We start from the raw sequence: 17,159 nt of genomic DNA on the forward strand, positions 1-17,159 counted from the left end.
GACGTCCTGGCGTCGCGGCGTCCCGAAATCCGAGTAGTTGAACCCGGTTTTGCGGGTACCCGGGGCGGCAAGAGCGGTCCCTGCTGTTGGAGGCCTCAATGATCGCCCTCGGTGTAATTCTTTTGATAGTCGGTTTTCTCACCGGCGTCTCGATCCTTTGGACCATAGGGATCATCCTTCTGGTGATCGGCGCCGTCCTGTGGATCATGGGATCCGTGGGTCACGCCGTCGCCGGACGCCGGCACTACTGGTAAGGCGAAACCCGCACGCAGGAGCGTGCTCAGCGAACGCCAGCCCCTCGTCCATGCGCTTCGACGGGGCTGGCGTTCTGATGTTCAGGTGCTCGCTCCGGCGTTCTTCCGCAGCATCACCCTCTTGACCTGAGCCCCCGCACTCCCTAGGGTCCTCCCACCTCACTTGGTACATCGATTAACCAATCGTTAACCGCTTGGTTGGAGACCCCCGCTGTGCGCTCATTGCTGACCCGGCGCGACCTGCTGGCCGCCGGTACCGGTCTGGCTGCGGCCGCCGCTCTGCCCGCCCTGTCCGGCTGTGCGTCACTGGCCGCGGCGGACTCCGATCCGGACACGATCGTCGTCCACACCCAGCTCGGTACGACCGCGCCGGGCTCCCCCACCTATCTGTCGGCCCTGGACCGCTTCCGCAAGGAGAACCCCGGGCTCAAGGTCAAGAACCTCATCAACGGCGACGACCTCGGCCAGGTCTACGAGACCTCCCGGCTGGCCCGCAAGGAAGCCGACGTCGTGATGGTCAACCTCTACGACAAGACCCTCGCCTGGACGGATGTCGACGCCACGGTCGACGTCATGCCCTACCTCGACGACTGGGGCCTGCGCGACCGCGTGCTGCCCGCCGCGCTGTCCGCATGGACCGACGGCAAGGGCAGGCTGCGGGCCTTCCCGTACTTCGCGACGAACTGGCCCGTCGCCTTCAACCGCGCCCTGCTCGACAAGGCGGGCGTCGACGAGATCCCCACCACCGGCGACGACCTGATCGCCGCGGCCCGCAAGCTCCGCGCCAAGGGCATCGCACCCGTCACCGTCGGCGGCAACGACTGGACCGGCCAGAAGCTGCTGGCCCAGATCATCCAGACGTTCCTGTCCCAGGACGAGGCCCGGCATGTCTACTCCACCGGGGACTTCGGCAGCCGCGGCGCCCGCGAGGGCATCGAGTACTTCACGACGCTGCGCGACGCGGGAGTCTTCGCGGACAAGGCACAGGGCCTGACGTCCGACTCGATGAACACGCAGTACAACACCCAGGCCGCCGCGATCCAGTCGGCGATGTCGTCCGCGCTGGCGAAGGTGCCCGAGGACGTGGCGCGGCACACCGAGGTCGGCGGCTGGCCCCTGGCCGACGGAGGGGCACACGAACACCCCACCATCATCCGGGCGTTCACCCTCATCGGCTTCTGGATCAGCCCCAACGGCGTCCGCAAGATCGAGCACGTCGAGAAGTTCCTGCGCTTCATGTACCGGCCCGACACCGTCTCCCGCTTCATCAAGGAGAGCGGCCGCGACATGGCCCTGCGCACGGACACCGTCAGCACCGGCTTCCCGCTCGTGGCGGCGGCCCAGCGCCTCGGCTCCGACGTGAGCGAGGTGCTGCTGCCCGACGTGTACGTCCCGCCCGCCGCCACCCAGCCGCTGATCACCGCGACCAGCACCTCGTTCACCAAGGGCACCAGCGCCGCCAAGGTCCGCGCCGCCCTCGAGTCCGCGTACCGGTCCGCATGAGCCGCCGGCCACCCTCCCCCTTGCCGACCAGATCTCCGGGAGTCACCGCATGACGACGCTGACGACGACACCGGACGGCACCGCGGCCCGCCGCTCCGTCCCGCCCTCCTCCCGCTCCGCGCCGACGCGTGCGCCCCGGCAGGGCGGCACCGTCCTCGCCGTACCCGCGCTGGTCTGGTACCTGGTCTTCATGGTCGGGCCGCTGCTCGCCATCTTCGTGATCGCGGCTCTCCACTGGCCCGGAATGCTGCAACCGGTGTCGTTCGCGGGCCTCGGCAATGTCCGTACCGTCTGGGACGACCCGATGTTCTGGGACGCGGTCCGGAACACCGCCGTCCAACTCGCCGTCGCCCTGCCCGTGATGATCGTGTGCTCGTACATGCTCGGCTACTACGTCGCCCAACGGCCGCCCGGCCACCGACTGTTGCGCTATCTGCTGTTCATCCCGGGCCTGATCTCGACGCCGGCGAAGGCCATGGTGTTCTACGCGGCCCTCTCGCCGGACGGCCTCGTCAACGGGGCGCTGCAGAGCGTCGGTCTGGGCTCCCTCACCGACGCCTGGCTGGCCTCGCCCTCCACGGCGCTGGCCTGTCTGATCGCCCTGGACATCTGGAGCGGCATCGGCTTCACGGCCGTCCTGTTCGCCGCGCGGCTGAACAGCGTGCCGGACGAGCTCGGAGAGGCCGCCCAGCTGGACGGGGCGGGACACTGGCGGACCATGTGGAGGGTGCACTTCCCGGTGATCCGGGACTACGTCGGCGTGGTGACGATGCTTCAGTTCCTGTGGACGCTGTTCGGCTCGGCGCAGAACGTGCTGCTGCTGACGCAGGGCGGCCCCGGCACGTCCTCCACCACGCTGTCGTTCCTCGTCTACCAGAAGGCGTTCATCGCCGCGGACCTCGGCTACAGCCAGACCGTCGGCGTCTTCCTCTTCCTCGTCGGACTCGTCGGCCTCCTCGCGATCCGCCGTGTCTTCCGCCAGACCTACTGATCGGAGCAGCACCATGAAGCTCGGCAAACGCTGGCTCCCGGCCCACATCCTGGTCTGGACGTACGCGGTCCTGCTCGTGATCCCCCTCTACTACTTCCTCGCCTCGGCCTTCAAGACCAACGACGAGATCTTCGCCCACCCCTTCGCCCCGCCCGGCTCGCTGGGCCTGCACAACTTCGAAACCGCCTTCGACAGTGCTGACTTGGGCCTCGCGGTGGTCAACTCCGCACTGGTGACGGTCTTTTCGCTCGCGCTCACCCTGCTGCTGGCCATACCCGCCGCATTCGCCCTCGCACGATCGACGGGACGCGTCTCGGGGGTCATCGAGAAGGTCTTCTCGCTGGGCTTCCTGATCCCCACGTTCGCCGCCCTGTTCCCCACGTTCCTCCTGGCGGCGGCCACCGGACTGTTCCACACCCGGACGTTCATGGTCCTGTTCCTGCCGGCGACGGCGCTGCCGCTGTCGGTCGTGATCCTCGTGCAGTTCATGCGGACCATCCCCGCGGAGATGGAGGAGGCCGCCCGCCTGGACGGAGCGTCCACGTTCGCCGTGCTGCGGCACGTCTACACCCCGATGTGCCTGCCGGGCATCGCCACCGTCCTGCTGCTCAACTTCCTGACCTTCTGGAACGAATACCTCTACTCCCTGGTCATCATCGGCCCCGACCCGGCACAGCGAACGGTCCAGGTCGCGCTCCCCACGCTGAAGTCGATCACGGGCACGGACTACGGCGTCCTCACCGCGGGCACCGTCCTCACCCTGATCCCCGTCTGGGTGGTCTACACGATCCTGCAGAAGCGCATGCAACAGGCGCTGGTCAGCGGCGCGGTGAAGATGTGAGCGCCTCCACCGGGCGGGCCGGACGCCGGCCCACCATCAAGGAGGTCGCGGCAGCGGCGGGAGTGTCGACCGCGGCCGTCTCCCAGGCGTTCAACCACAAGGGCCGGCTCTCCGAGGCCACCCGTCGGCGCATCCTCGACGCCGCGCTGGAACTCGGCTGGTCGCCCAGTGCTCCGGCCGCCGCCCTGCGCAACGCCCGTACCCGCAGCCTGGCCCTGGTGGTGCGTCGGCCCACCGATGTGCTGGGGTCCGACCCACACTTCAGTGAGCTGATCACCGGCATAGAGGGCGAACTCGCGCCGCGCGGCTACGGCTTGCTGCTGCACCTGGTGACCGGCCCGCCCGAGGAGAACGCGCTCTACGAACGGCTCGCGGCCGAAGGGCGGGTGGACGGTGCCGTACTCACCGACGCCCGTGACGACGACGCACGGCCCGGTCTGCTGGCACGCCTCGGACTGCCGGCGGTGCTGCTCGGATCGCCGGACGACACGGCCGTGGTCCCGCGGGTCGGACTGCGCGACCAGGGCGCGGGGGTGACGGAGGCGGTGGAGCATCTGCTCGGTCTCGGCCACCGGCGCATCGCCTACGTCGCCGGGCCGCCGGAGCTGCAGCACACCCGGGTGCGCCGGGCCGCCTTCGAGGACGCCCTGCGCGGGGCCGGGCTGCGCCCCTTCGCGGTTCTGCACACCGACTTCAGCGAGCGGGGTGCGGTCGGCGCCACCGAGGCCCTCCTCGACGCCGACGACCGCCCCACCGCGATCGTCTACGCCAACGACTCCATGGCGGTGTGCGGTATCGGCACCGCGCAGCGCGCCGGGCTGACCGTTCCCCGGGACATGTCCGTTGTCGGCTACGACAACCTGCCGCTGGGGAGCTGGCTCCATCCCCGGCTCACCACGGTCGACCAGCAGGTGCAGCGGGTGGGCGCGGCCGCCGCGCGCATGCTGCTCGCCCTGTGCGGTGAGGACGTGGAGGAGCCCGCCCTGACCGGACGGCCGCGGCTCGTCGTACGCGAGTCCACCGGGCCGGCCCCTGGCGGACCTGACCGGCCCGACTGACCGCCGCCGTCACCACGCACCATCTGTACCCACACTCCCTCGAGAAGGACCATGCGACGCCACTGCGCCCAGCTCACCCACCAGCCCGACGTCCTGCCCTGGCTCGGCGCCAACTTCTGGTCACGCACCGGCGGTCCGCTGATGTGGCGGAACTACGACCCGAAGACCGTCCGCGAGGAGCTCCGGGTGCTCGGCGACCACGGTCTGAACATGACCCGGTCCTTCTTCTACTGGCCCGACTTCCACCCGGAACCGCACCGGGTGGACGAGGAGTTGTGCGAGCGGTTCGAGGACTTCCTCGACGCGCATCAGGAGGCGGGCATGGGGACGGTGCCCACGTTCATCGTCGGGCACATGTCCGGCGAGAACTGGGATCCGGCCTGGCGCGGCGGCCGGGACCTGTACGAGGACGTGTGGATGGTGGGCCGCCAGGCCTGGTTCGTGCAGCGCATGGCCCGCCGTTTCAAGGACCATCCGGCGGTCACGGGCTGGCTGATCACCAACGAGATGCCCGGGTACGGACGCATCTACCAGGTGGACCCACCATCCTCGGACGTGGTGACCGCGTGGGCGCAGGCCATGTGCAACGCGGTGCGCGCCGCGGGCGCCACCCAGCCCGTCTCCCTGGGCGACGGGGCGTGGGGCATCGAGGTGACCGGCCGCGACAACGGCTTCTCCCTGCGGGAGACGGCTGAGTACGTCGACTTCGTGGGCCCGCACGTCTACCGCTCCGACACCGACCGGCCGCGCCAGCACTACCGTGCGGCCTTCGAGTGCGAGCTGGCGTCCGTGACCGGACAGCCCGTGGTGCTGGAGGAGTTCGGCCTGTCCACCGACACCGTCTCGGCGGCCAACGCGGGCATCTTCTACCGCCAGACCCTGCACAACTCGCTGCTCGGCGGGGCCACGGGCTGGATCGCCTGGAACAACACCGACTACGACGACCTGTGGGACCAGGCCCCCTACGACCACCACCCCTTCGAGATGCACTTCGGCATCACCGACTCCCTCGGCGCGCCCAAGGAGCCGCTGCGCGAACTCGCCTCGTTCGCCGGGGTGTTGAAGGCCGTCGACTTCCCGCACTGCGCCCGGGCCGACGCTGACGCCGCCCTGGTGGTGCCCGCGTTCCTCGAACGCGGCTACCCCTACAGCCGTCCCGCCGACCGGCCGCTCATCTTCACGTCCCTGCACCAGAGTTACGTCACCGCGCGCGCCGCCGATCTGCCGGTGGGGTTCACCCGCGAGGCCGACGGCCTGCCCGGTACGGCGTCGCTCTACCTCCTGCCGGCCACCCGCCAGCTCACCACCCGCACGCGCCGCGAGCTGGCCCGCCGGGCGGAGGCGGGCGCCACCGTGTATCTGTCGTTCTGCTCCGGCGAGCACCCGACCACGCGCGGTCCCTGGTTCGACGACCTCGACGGGTTGTTCGGTGTGGAGCTGCAGTTGTCGTACGGCGTGGCCGAACCGATCGAGGACGACGTCCTGGAGATGACGTTCACCGAGGACTTCGGCGGGCTGCGCGCGGGTGAGGTGCTGCGTCTGCCGGTCGCCGGGAACGAGGACAGCCGCGCCTATCTGCCCGTGGTGCCCCGCGCGGGCCGCGTGGTGGCCGTGGACGCCCACGGCCGCCCGGCGCTGCTCGTGCACGAGACCGGGGCCGGGCGCACGGTCCTGGCCACCTACCCCCTGGAGCACATGGCGGCCCGCACCCCGCGCGCCAACCCGGACGCGACCCATCGCCTCTACGAAGCCCTGGCGGAGGTCGCCGGCATACGGCGTCCTGTCACGGTCGCCGACCCGCACGTCTCGGCGGACGTCCTGGTCCACGCCGACGGACGGCGTTTCGTGTGGCTGGTCAGCCAGAACCCCGAACCGCTCACGGTCCGCCCGGCCGCCGAGGGCACCCTGCACAACCTGGAGGACGGCGAGCCGGTCACGGACGTGGCGCTGGACGCGTACGGTGTCGCCGTCCTGGAACTGCGATGACGCTCCCCCGCTATCTGGACCCGGCCGCCCCGGTGACGGACCGGGTCCGCGACCTGCTGGGCCGGATGACCCTCACGGAGAAGGTCGGCCAGGTCAACCAGCGGATGTACGGCTGGGACGCCTACGAGCGGACGCCGGAGGGCCATCGCCTCACGGAGGCGTTCCGCAAGGAGGTCGCCGCCTTCGACGGCATGGGCGCGCTGTACGGGCTGCAGCGCGCGGACGCCTGGTCCGGCGTCGGCTTCGAGGACGGCCTGGACGCACGCGACGGCGCCCGTATGGCCGCCGCGGTGCAGCGGCATGTCAGGGAGAACACCCGGCTCGGTATCCCGGTCCTGCTGGTGGAGGAGATGCCGCACGGCCACCAGGCCCTGGACGGCACCGTGCTCCCGGTGAACCTCGCGGTCGGCGCCACCTGGGATCCCGGGCTGTACTCCGAGGCGGCAGCGGCCGCCGGTGCCGAACTGCGCTCCCGTGGCGCGCACTTGGCGCTGGTATCAGCCCTCGACCTGGTACGCGATCCGCGGTGGGGGCGCGCCGAGGAGTGCTTCGGTGAGGACCCGTATCTCGCGGCCCGGCTCACCGAGGCCCTGGTCGAGGGCGCCCGGCGTTCCGAAGTGGGCGTGGTCCTCAAGCACTTCGCCGGCCAGGGCGCCACGATCGGCGGCCGCAACAGTGCCGCGACCGAGCTCGGGGTCCGCGAACTGCACGAGATCCATCTCGCCGCCGCGAGAGCGGGCGTGGCGGCAGGGGCGGCCGGGGTGATGGCTGCCTACAACGAGTTCGACGGCCTGCCGTGCGTCGCCAACAGGTATCTTCTGACCGAAGTGCTGCGCGAACGCTGGGAGTTCGACGGCATCGTCATGGCGGACGGCACGGCCGTGGACCGCCTGGTACGGCTGACCGGTGATCCCGTGACGGCTGGGGCTCTGGCGCTCGGCGCAGGGTGCGATCTGAGTCTGTGGGACGCCTGCTTCACGACGCTGGGCGAGGCGGTGGGCCGCGGGCTGGTGTCGGAGGAGGCGTTGGACGCGGCGGTGGCGCGCGTACTGACGTTGAAGTTCCGGCTCGGCCTCTTCGAGCAGCCCGTGTCGTCGGACGCAGGCGACAGGGAGCGTCTCGATGAACGCCCTGCTCGGTGTGCTCCGGGTGATCCGGGTGATCCGGGCGAGCGGATCGCCCACGCCTCGGTCACGCTGCTCTCCCACGACGGGACCGTCCTCCCCCTGTCCCCTTCGCTCGGGCGGATCGCGGTGCTGGGCCCGAACGCCGACTCCCTCGCGCAGCAGATCGGCGACTACACCGCGCCCCAACGGCCCGGCAGCGGCATCACCGTCCTCCAGGGCATCCGCTCGGCGGCACCGCCGGGCACCGAGGTCGTGTACGCCCGCGGCTGCGACCTGGTGGGTGACGACGTCTCCGGTGTGCCCGCGGCCATCGCGTCGGCGGCCGAGTCGGACGTCGCGGTGCTGGTGCTCGGCGGCTCCAGCGCCCGTAGCGGTGACACCGTATTCGATGCCAACGGAGCGGCCGTGACCGGTTCCGGTACGTCGTCCGGCATGACCTGCGGCGAGGGCGTCGACCTGGCCGACCTGGCTCTGCCGACCGGACAACTCGCTCTCCTGGAAGCGGTGTCGGCGACCGGAACACCCGTCGTCGTGGTGCTGGTCCAGGGCCGCCCGCACGCTCTGCCCGACCTCACCGCCACCGCGTCGGCCGTGCTGAGCGCCTGGTATCCCGGACCGCGGGGCGGGCGTGCCGTGGCCGACGTGCTGTTCGGCAACTCCGAACCCCGTGGGCGCCTTTCGGTGTCCGTCCCCCGCTCCGCCGCCCAACTGCCCGTGTTCTACAACGGGAAGGACCACCGCTACCGCGGCTACGTCGACCAGAGCGCCCTGCCGCGCCATGCCTTCGGCCACGGGCTGTCGTACACAACTGTCGAATACGAGCCACCGCACCTCTCGACCCACCGAGTCACCGCCGACGCACCGGACCTGACCTGCCGGGTCACCGTCCGCAACACCGGGACCCGGCAGGCGCACGAAACGGTCCAGCTCTACGTCCGCCGCCTGTCCGGCGGCACGTCCTGGCCACGCGTGCGTGAACTGCGCGGCTTCGTCCACCTCGACATCGCTCCCGGCGGTGAGGCCGAGGCGGTGTTCACGCTCGACCGTTCCACGCTGGCCTCGGTCGATCGGGACCTCTGCCTCACCGTGGAGCCCGGCGAGGTCGAGGTGGAGACGGGCCCGGCATCGGACCGGACCCAGGGGGCACGGTTGGAGATCACACCTCGCAGAAGTGAAGCTGCGTGAGCGCCTCGTTGATCTGCTTGCCCTGGGCCTCGGTGGTGGTGACGTCCTTGTAGGTGAAGCGCTGGGACGCGGTCCAGTCCAGCTTCTGGCCGCCTCCGTTGATCGCGCTGCACTGATTGCGTGCTGCGTCGACGGCCTTGTCCTCGTACTTCACGATGTCCGGGTTGGCGGCGGCAAGGGCACGGAGCAGTTGGGCGCGCGTGGCGGCGTCGGGCTCGGGAGGGATGCCGGCCGCTTTCTCGGCCGCACTCATGTCGGCGCTGGGCTCGGCGGTCGGCTCGGCTGCGGCGCTGCTCTCGGGCTTGGCCTTGCTGTCGGGGGCGTCGTCACTGTCGCCGCCGGAACAGGCGCCCACGCCGGCGATGAGGAGTGCGGCGAGAGCGGCTGCGACAGTGACGCGGGTGGTGCGAGGCATGCGGGTCCTTGTGTCTGCTGATCTGGGATGACACGTGTGTGACCCATGAGCACCCCCTGTGGTTGTACGTCCTCACCTCACTCGCCTCACCACACCCCAGTTCAGTTCACCTCACCTCAACTCAGCTCAGCTCAGCTCAGTGAGAGGCTGATCAGGCGGGCGTCGTTGCTCCCTCTCGCGTCGGTGGCCAGTGCCACGTACCGCGTGGTGGCGTCGGTGGTGAGGAGACGGGTTCGGCCGTGTCCGGTCAGCTGCCCGGCCGGTGTGTAGGTCAGGCCGTCGCTGCTGAACTCCACGCGCAGGGCGGGCACTCGGCCCGTAGTCCACGCCGTGCGGATCGTGCGGACGCGGAGCTCGGAGCCCAGATCGACCACCATGCGGCCGTCGGGTCCGGGCGTCCATGACGTGTTCGGATCGCCGTCCACGGCGGCTGAAGGAGCCGTCATGCCGGGCGGCAGGGGGTTGGTGGGGAAGACCGTGCGCCCCAGCGCCAGGTCGTCGAGGGGGTAGGCGGTGGCGTGGTGCAGTGTGACGGTGGTGGTCCGGCCCGCGCGGACCACCGCCACCTCGCTGCGGCCCTGCCCGGTCACCCGGACGCGGCACGACGGACCGGTGAGCCGCAGCGTGGCGGCGTCGGTGACCTCGGCCCGCAGCCCCGCGGGCAGCCGACCGCCGGTGAGCGCGCGCAGCGTCAGCCGTGGCGGCAGCAACGTTGCCGTGGCCGCGTCGAGTTCGGCCTCGTAGGAGCTGCCGGAGGTGGTCAGGGTCTGCCGGCCCTCGAACACGACCCTCTCGGAGCCCGGCTGCGGGATGTCGACATGTGTCGTGACCTGGCGCTCGGACAGGTTGAACAGGCTGAGATGGTCGTCGGTGAGAGCGGCGCGTACGGCGTCGTCCTGGGCCTGCGGTTGGGCGCGGCGCGCGAGTTGGCGCAGGCTGCCGGTGGTGGTGCCGGGGAGGCCCTCGACCAGCAGGGGTGCGGCCGGACCGTCGGCGAGGACGATGGTGTCGCCGTAGACGGCGAGCGGCTGCTTCGAGCCCCGCACGATCAGCCCTGCGCGGCCGTCGACGTCGAGCCAGCCGCCCTTGCTGGAGACGTCGGGCACGGGCCAGGAGGCGAGGTCCGTCCACTGCTCGCCGTCCGTAGAGCCCTGCACCGTGTAGGCGCGCCCGGCGGCTGCTTCCCAGCGCAGGGTCACCCGGTCCACGGCGTGCACGTCGTTCAGGTCGACGGCCAGCCAACTGTCCGCGCGGGGGCGGTCGGCGCGGGAGACGGCCCACCGGCTGGTGGCGTCGCCGTCCACGGCGAGGGCCGGTTCCTTGCCCGGGTCGAAGGAGGAGGCGGTGGCCGTGCCGCCCTGTGCGAGGTCGCTGCCGCCTGCTCCGTCGCGTGCTTCGAAGGCGTACAGCGAGTATCCGTACGTGGGATCGGGCCGGACACCGAGCATGCGCAGATGCCGTACCTCGGTCCGGTCGAAGGTCACCTCGTCCACGCGTGCCGTCGCCGCCGTGGTGCCGGCGTCCTGGGCGGTGACGGAGGTGCTGCCTTCTTCGTAGCGGTAGGTGCGCGAGCCGGTGAGGCCCGCCATGCCCGGCATGGTGAGGTTGTGGACCTCCAGATGGCCCTCCCCGGCGGCGATGCCTGTGGTGGCGTAGACGATCGCGCCCGAGGGCAGTGTGGTCAGGCCCGCGTAACCGGTGTTCAGGTGCAGCATCGTGGCGCTGCCGTCGAATCCGTCGCGGAGTCTGCTGTAGGTGCGCACCTGACGGGTGGCCACCTGGGCGGCGGAGGTCGGCAGGAGCATCGGGGTGGCGCCGCTGAGCTTGAACAGCCAGTCGTCGTGAGCCGGTTGCCAGGCGAACTTCACGAAGCCGGGCTTGGTGACGGCTCCCGCCCATGCGGCGCTCGACTGGTGCGACACCAGGCCGGGGCCGGTGCCGAAGTCGGTGACTCCTGCGGCCTGTTCGAAGAGTTCTTCCTGGGAGAGGGGGCGGACGGTGTGTCCCTGCTCGGCGGCCCACAGGTGCAGCAGGTAGCTGATGGCGAGTTCGGCGCGGGCCTCCGGTTCGTACTTCGGTTCGCCGGAGAACTTGGCCAGCCGGTACTCCGGCGGGTACTTCTGGTACGCCTCCAGCCGCTCGGCCAGCGCCACTTCGGCCCGGGCCGCCGCGCGGTCCTTGCCGACCTGGGCGAGGAAGGCGAGCGGGATGACGTCACGGCCGTAGAGGTGCTCGCGATCGTTGACCATGGGCATCAGCGGTTCGCCCGCATCGCTCATCACGCCGAGAAGGGTGCGCCATAGCGGGTCGGCGTTCGGCTGGTGCGTCAGCACCTGGGGCAGCGGCTGACCGGCGGTGATGAAGTGGGCGGCATTACGGCCCGAGGTGCGCCACAGCTCTTCCTGGTAGTGCGGACCGAAGGAGCCGTGGTTCTCGACGATGAACGTGTCGTACAGATTGCGGGCCGTGTTGGCGGAGACGGGGACGCCGTCGACTCGGGTCGGGTTGGCCAGGTCGGCCTGCGGCAGGCCGGTCTCGTTGCGCGACCAGGCTCCGAACGCCTTCTCCCAGTCGGCATGCCGCGGGTCGTTCGCGGCCCAGGCGAGGCCGGGGGCCAGTGACTGGGCGTAGACGCCCATTTCCTCCAGCTTGGTGTCTCCCACGTGTCCGCCGAGCAGGCCGTGCGGGGTCCAGCTTCCGGAGTTCGGGTCGTCGCCCGTGCCCAAGCTCGTGGTGTACGCGGCCTGTTCACGGGTGATGGTGTCGACGTTGGCCCGCGTGGTCTCGTCGAGGTCGTCCCACAGCAGGCGCGCCGCCAGCACGAAGTACAGCTGGAAGGTGGTGTCGAAGAACAGGGTGCGGCCCCACTGGGTGCCTCCGGTGAGGCGGTTGGAGGCGGCGAAGTGCTTGATCGTGGCCAGGGTCCGGGCCTTGAGGGTCTGCTCGTCGATCCCTGCGCGGTCGCTGTCGTAACTGCCTCGGGTCAGCAGCACGGCGTTGCCGAGCACCACGGCGAAGCCGAAGTCCTTGTCCGTGTAGTAGCCGCGGGCCGCGTCCCACTGGGTCTCGGACCAGTGGGTGTGGTTGAGCAGAACGCGGTAGTACGTCTCGGCCACCGCGTCCGCCGCTGCGGAGGAACGCCCTTCGGCATGAGCGGAGTTGGCGCCGAAGGTGGTGGGGAGCGTCGCCAGCGCGGCCGAGGCACTCAGCAGCTGAATGAAGCGGCGGCGGTTGATCTGCGGGGACCCGTGCGACACTCTCGGCACCTTTCCGACCTACGACAACGTTGTCAGCGAGCTGGCGGTAATTCTTCGTTCACACGTGCGGGCACGTCAAGGGGTACGACATCACCGGCCGCCTTTTTGATCAACGCCGCCTTTTGATCAACCGTTCGTGACCACCTCGTACTGCGGGCGGCCAGTGGTGCGGTAGGTCTGGATCGTCAGTCCCTTCGGGGTGGACCGCAGGTCGACGAGCTCGAGCCCCAGATCCGGGCCGTTGGCCGGAAAGAGACGCCTGCCCTCGCCGACGATCACGGGGTAGGTGAGCAGGACGAACTCGTCGATCAGCAGGAGGTCGAGCAGCCGGCGGATCAGGGTGCCGCTCCCCCACACCTGCAGCTCACCACCCGGCGCGGCGCGCAGCTCGCGGACGGCGCCCGCGATGTCACCGGACAGTACGGTCGTGAGCGGCCACCTCGGGTCCTTGAGGGTGGTCGAGACGACGTATTTGGGTCGCGTGTTCAAGGCCTCTCCGACGGGGTTTCCCGGATCCATGCCGGCGCCCCAGGAGCCGGCGAAGATCTCATACGTCCGCCGGCCGAACAGGAACGCGTCGGCGCGCTGGAAAGTCTGGCTGATGAACGTCGATGCCTCGTCGTCGAGCAGCGGCGGGGCCCATCCGTAGCGATCGAATCCGCCGGTGCTGGCGTCGTCTGTCGCGTCCGCCTCACGGCCGGCATCTACATCGATCCGGCGGTGGCCCTGTGTCACTCCGTCGAGGGAGACGTTCGTGACGGTGGTCAGTTTCATGGGGGCAGTCTCCTTCACGAGGTGGGCGTCGTGAGGTATGACCAGGCCGGGGCGCGGATCTCATCGGTGGGGGTGGCTCTGCGCGGGGTAGCCCAGGGCCGGATGGGCTCGGGAGTTGGGTGTGCGGCGGTGCGGCGGTGCGGCGGTGCGGCGGTGCGCGAAAAATACCGATCGCTGGGAGGGCAAGCGGCTGTAGCGTCGGCGCTCATGAGCTGGCTGCCTGACGACTTCGTCCACCCTGTTTACGTGACCGTGCCCGACACCGACGTACACCTGCGCCCCATTCGGGAGGCGGACACCCCGATCGACTACCCCGCCGTGATGGGCTCCCGGGAACGCTTGTGGCAGATCTTCGGGCCGGCCTGGGGCTGGCCCGCGGAGACGATGACGTACGAAGAGGACCGCGTCGACCTGCTGCGGCACGAGCGGGAGATCGCCGCGCACCAGTCGTTCAACTACGCGCTGCTGGACGAGGACGAGACGGCGATCCTCGGCTGCGTCTACATCGACCCGCCAGAGCGCACCGGCGCCGATGCCGAGATCTCCTGGTGGGTGGTGGACAACTTCGTGGGCGGTGAGATCGAGCGCGCCCTCGACGCCTTCGTACCGAAGTGGATCGCCGCCAACTGGCCCTTCCAGCAGCCTCGTTACCTGGGCCGCGACATTTCCTGGCAGGACTGGCTCGCGCTGCCCGGGGTTTCGTGACACGCAGGGCCGAATGTTCCTGCGGACCCGTCTCAGTTGGGCAACGCGGCGCTCCACGTGCGGTTGCCCGCCGCGGTGGCGGTGATCTGCGCGGGCGCGTCCGGGTTTTGGGGGTCGAACGTCGAGTCCACGCGGTGGACCATTTCGTCGCTGGTCCAGAACGGTTCGTTCTTGGTGAACCGCCCACCGAGCTTACGGCGGACCTTCCAGCGGAACCTGACCTCGTAGGAGCACAGCCAGTACCCGTTGGTCATCCTCATGCTGCCCGAGAATCCGGGGCTGTCGTTGAAGGTGATGTGATCGGCCGCGTTGACGATGGTTCCGTCGTCGGTGTTGTACGGCGGACGGAAGGGCCCGTCCACGACCCATCCGCGCTTGGTGGTCTTGGGGCGGTAGTTCACCGCGCTCGGTGCGATCTGCCGGTTCTCGTCGGTGACTTCCTGCCAGAAGTCGTACGCATCCGCCGCCGGCGTCGTCATGCCGTCCGCCCGTCGCAGAGTCGCATCCTGCTCGAAGCCGATCTCCTGGCTGCCGGCCAGCGTCTGCGTCCGGGCGCCGACGTATCGAGAGGTGAACTGGAGGGTGGGGTTGCCGATCTCCTCCGGCTCCTCCGCCTTCTCCTTGCCCTTGACCGACGTTCCGGCCCTGCCGCTGCGCGTGGTCCGGGTCGCCTGCTGTTCCTTGTCCACGCGCTGCTGTTGCTGCGGCGGACTCTCACCGCGCTCGATACCCACGTCGTCCTGGGTCCGCTTCGAACTCGTTCGTGCGGCCCAGGGAGTCTTGAGGCCAGGCCCGCCGTTCTCCCCAACAGCCCGTCGCACCGCGGAGTTGCCCGCGGTGCGCTGCAGGGCGATGGCCTGACCGGGCGTCATCGGGCCCTGACCCGGGACGAAACGAGGCCCGTGCGCACTGTCCTCGGACGGCCGGACCAGTGACCGGCCGGCCTCGGTCTCCTCCTGCCCCTCACGCAAACGCACAGCGAACGCTCCCCTCCGACCGACGGAATACCCCTCGCCCGGCGACCGAGCGGCACGCCGGGACACGATCAACGAGACGGTAAACAGCCGAGGAACGGAGGTTCAAGAGCGGGCGTACATACGGAGGGGCAGGAGAAGTGTCCACTGAGGGCAACCGGGACGTGCCCCGTCACACCTGATCAGGAGGCGCCCGCCGACGCGGACGTAGACGGAGGCGGAGCCTCGGACGTAGAGGCACAGGCAGTCACGGACTCGATGTCGATGGCGACGATCGTCGGGCCTGTACTGCACTACCGACCCCACTGACGGCTTCGCGTACACCGCGTGAGTGTGCAACTCCGCGCACTCTGACGACCCTTTACGCATCACTGCCCGTAGCCGACCACACCCGTATCATCATGGCATTCATCGTGTCTGAACACGCTGTATGGTTACTGTCGCGTGGCGACCCGGCCCAAGCAGTTCTCGTACGCCACCCGCCAGAGCGACCGACCTTCGCACGTGAGGACACAGCCATGACGCCGACAACAACCACTCCCTTCGGGATGCGCGCCACCGCCGCGGAAGTGCTGGACGGAGTCGATCTGAGCGGGCGCCGGATGATCGTCACCGGAGGGTCCTCCGGGCTCGGCGTCGAGACGGTGCGTGCGCTCGCCGGTGCGGGGGCGCAGGTGACCATAGCCACCCGGAACCCCGAAGCCGCCAAGCCGCTGGTCGAGGAATTCCCAACGGTACGGGCCGCCGCGCTCGACCTTGCCGACCTCGATTCCGTCCGCGCCTTCTGCGACAACTGGAACGGCCCGCTCGACGCCCTCGTCGCCAATGCCGGCGTGATGATGCTTCCGACCCGGCAGGTCAACGCGCAGGGCTGGGAGATGCAGCTCGCCACCAACTACCTCGGTCACTTCGGCCTGGCCGTAGGCCTGCGCTCGGCCCTGCAGAGCGCCGAGAGCGCACGCGTCGTCGTCCTCAGCTCCGGCGCCCAGCTGCGAGCGGGGTTCGACTTCGAGGACCCGCAGTTCGAACGACACCCCTACGACCCGTTCGTCGCCTACGCCCAGTCGAAGACCGCCGACGTGCTGCTGGCGGTCGGCATCAGCCGCCGGTGGGCCGAGGACGGGATCGCCGCCAACGCCTGCGCCCCGGGATGGATTCACACCAACCTGGCACGGCACATCGACAAGGCCACCCTGCAGGCCCTCGGTGCGATGGACGCGGACGGTAATCTCATCACCCCCGACTACTACAAGACGCCGGCCCAGGGCGCCGCCACCACAGTGCTGCTCGCCGCCTCGCCTCTTCTCGACGGCGTCAGCGGACGGTACTTCGAGGACAACCAGGAGTCCGAAGTCGTCGACGGCGGCCCCGAGGTGATGGCGGGCGTGGCCAAGTGGTCGATGGACCCTGACGCCGCCGACCGACTGTGGGACTACGCTCTTCCCGTGGTCAGCTGATCCAGCCCCTTTGCGGACGAGAGCTGTCGTCTTCCGCGCGCCCCCAATGGGCCGTGGGGCCGTGGGTGCGGCGGGCCGGAAAAATCAACTGAACTGGGTGGGCTTCGGGCTGGTCGGTTCGGGGCTGGGCGTGTTTTCGGAGTGCCGTTCTGGGGCTGGATGGGGCTTCGGCCCGCCGGTCCGCGGCTGGGTGGGCTTTGGGCTGGTCGGTTCGGGGTCGGGCGAGTGTTCGGTGAGCCGTTCTGGGGCTGGCGAGGCTTCGGGCCCGCTGGTCCGGGGCCAGGCCAGGTTTCTGCCCGCCGGTCTGGGGCCAGGCGCGGCTTTGGTCTGCCGAGCCCAGCCCCGGATCGGCGGGCCCAGGACTCGTCCGGCCGGACCAGCCGGGCCGTAGTCTCTTCTCACTCCAGACCCGCCCACCCGATGACCGGCAGACCGCCGATCCGACGCGCCCGCATGCCCCAAGCCCGAAGACTCGATCCCGCAGACCCGAGCCCGACGACTCGAGCAGAAGACGCAAGCCTCGATCCACGAACCACGAACCCCGAGCCCCGAACACAACCCCAACCCCAAGCCCCGAAGCCCGAGCCCAACCCCAAGCCAACCCCCAACCCCCAACCCCCCCACCCCCCCCC

General features: G+C 69.9%; 13 protein-coding genes. 9 read left to right on the forward strand and 4 right to left on the reverse strand.

Annotated elements, in window-relative coordinates; all coding sequences use genetic code 11:
• Nucleotides 1-98 precede the first annotated feature (98 nt).
• The 7 genes from MQN93_RS31565 (at nt 99) to MQN93_RS31595 (ending at nt 8,945) form a co-directional block, all read left to right on the forward strand.
• Nucleotides 99-254, forward strand: coding sequence for a DUF6131 family protein (locus MQN93_RS31565; RefSeq protein ID WP_016432840.1), 156 nt, complete (start codon nt 99-101; stop codon nt 252-254).
• Nucleotides 255-467: 213 nt separating this feature from the next.
• A complete protein-coding gene (locus MQN93_RS31570) occupies nt 468-1,757 on the forward strand; it encodes an ABC transporter substrate-binding protein (protein WP_242712254.1) in 1,290 nt (429 codons plus the stop codon).
• 49 nt (nt 1,758-1,806) lie between these two features.
• Nucleotides 1,807-2,748, forward strand: coding sequence for a carbohydrate ABC transporter permease (locus MQN93_RS31575; protein WP_016432842.1), 942 nt, complete (start codon nt 1,807-1,809; stop codon nt 2,746-2,748).
• A gap of 13 nt (nt 2,749-2,761) precedes the next feature.
• Complete coding sequence (locus tag MQN93_RS31580; protein WP_016432843.1) at nt 2,762-3,589, forward strand: carbohydrate ABC transporter permease; 828 nt, start codon at nt 2,762-2,764, stop codon at nt 3,587-3,589.
• On the forward strand, nt 3,586-4,647 hold the full coding sequence (locus tag MQN93_RS31585) for a LacI family DNA-binding transcriptional regulator (protein WP_242712255.1): 1,062 nt from the start codon (nt 3,586-3,588) through the stop codon (nt 4,645-4,647). Before MQN93_RS31580 ends, MQN93_RS31585 begins: the two co-directional genes overlap by 4 nt.
• Nucleotides 4,648-4,698: 51 nt before the next feature.
• A complete protein-coding gene (locus tag MQN93_RS31590; protein WP_242712256.1) occupies nt 4,699-6,633 on the forward strand; it encodes a glycoside hydrolase 5 family protein in 1,935 nt (644 codons plus the stop codon).
• Complete coding sequence (locus MQN93_RS31595) at nt 6,630-8,945, forward strand: glycoside hydrolase family 3 N-terminal domain-containing protein (RefSeq protein WP_242712257.1); 2,316 nt, start codon at nt 6,630-6,632, stop codon at nt 8,943-8,945. The genes MQN93_RS31590 and MQN93_RS31595 overlap by 4 nt, the downstream gene beginning before the upstream one ends.
• Here MQN93_RS31595 and MQN93_RS31600 read toward each other — a convergent pair.
• The 3 genes from MQN93_RS31600 to MQN93_RS31610 all read right to left on the reverse strand — a co-directional run bounded on the left by MQN93_RS31600 (nt 8,917) and on the right by MQN93_RS31610 (nt 13,391).
• Nucleotides 8,917-9,360: a hypothetical protein gene (locus MQN93_RS31600; protein WP_242712258.1), complete on the reverse strand. Its 444-nt coding sequence runs from the start codon at nt 9,358-9,360 to the stop codon at nt 8,917-8,919. The genes MQN93_RS31595 and MQN93_RS31600 overlap by 29 nt on opposite strands.
• 131 nt (nt 9,361-9,491) lie before the next feature.
• Nucleotides 9,492-12,617, reverse strand: a complete 3,126-nt coding sequence (locus MQN93_RS31605; RefSeq protein WP_242712259.1) for a discoidin domain-containing protein — start codon at nt 12,615-12,617, stop codon at nt 9,492-9,494.
• Between the two features lie 126 nt (nt 12,618-12,743).
• Nucleotides 12,744-13,391: a dihydrofolate reductase family protein gene (locus MQN93_RS31610; protein WP_242712260.1), complete on the reverse strand. Its 648-nt coding sequence runs from the start codon at nt 13,389-13,391 to the stop codon at nt 12,744-12,746.
• Nucleotides 13,392-13,598: 207 nt separating this feature from the next.
• Here MQN93_RS31610 and MQN93_RS31615 point away from each other — a divergent pair, with 207 nt between their 5' ends.
• Nucleotides 13,599-14,096, forward strand: coding sequence for a GNAT family N-acetyltransferase (locus MQN93_RS31615; protein WP_242712261.1), 498 nt, complete (start codon nt 13,599-13,601; stop codon nt 14,094-14,096).
• Nucleotides 14,097-14,128: 32 nt separating this feature from the next.
• Here the strand turns inward: MQN93_RS31615 and MQN93_RS31620 are convergent, their stop codons facing one another.
• Nucleotides 14,129-15,067, reverse strand: a complete 939-nt coding sequence (locus tag MQN93_RS31620; protein WP_242712262.1) for a hypothetical protein — start codon at nt 15,065-15,067, stop codon at nt 14,129-14,131.
• A 521-nt stretch (nt 15,068-15,588) separates the two neighbouring features.
• On the opposite strand from MQN93_RS31620, the gene MQN93_RS31625 reads away from it, so the two are divergent.
• On the forward strand, nt 15,589-16,527 hold the full coding sequence (locus tag MQN93_RS31625) for an SDR family NAD(P)-dependent oxidoreductase (RefSeq protein ID WP_242712263.1): 939 nt from the start codon (nt 15,589-15,591) through the stop codon (nt 16,525-16,527).
• Nucleotides 16,528-17,159 lie beyond the last annotated feature (632 nt).

The sequence above is a fragment of the Streptomyces spinosisporus genome (assembly GCF_022698145.1).
In the GTDB taxonomy this organism is placed as follows: domain Bacteria; phylum Actinomycetota; class Actinomycetes; order Streptomycetales; family Streptomycetaceae; genus Streptomyces; species Streptomyces spinosisporus.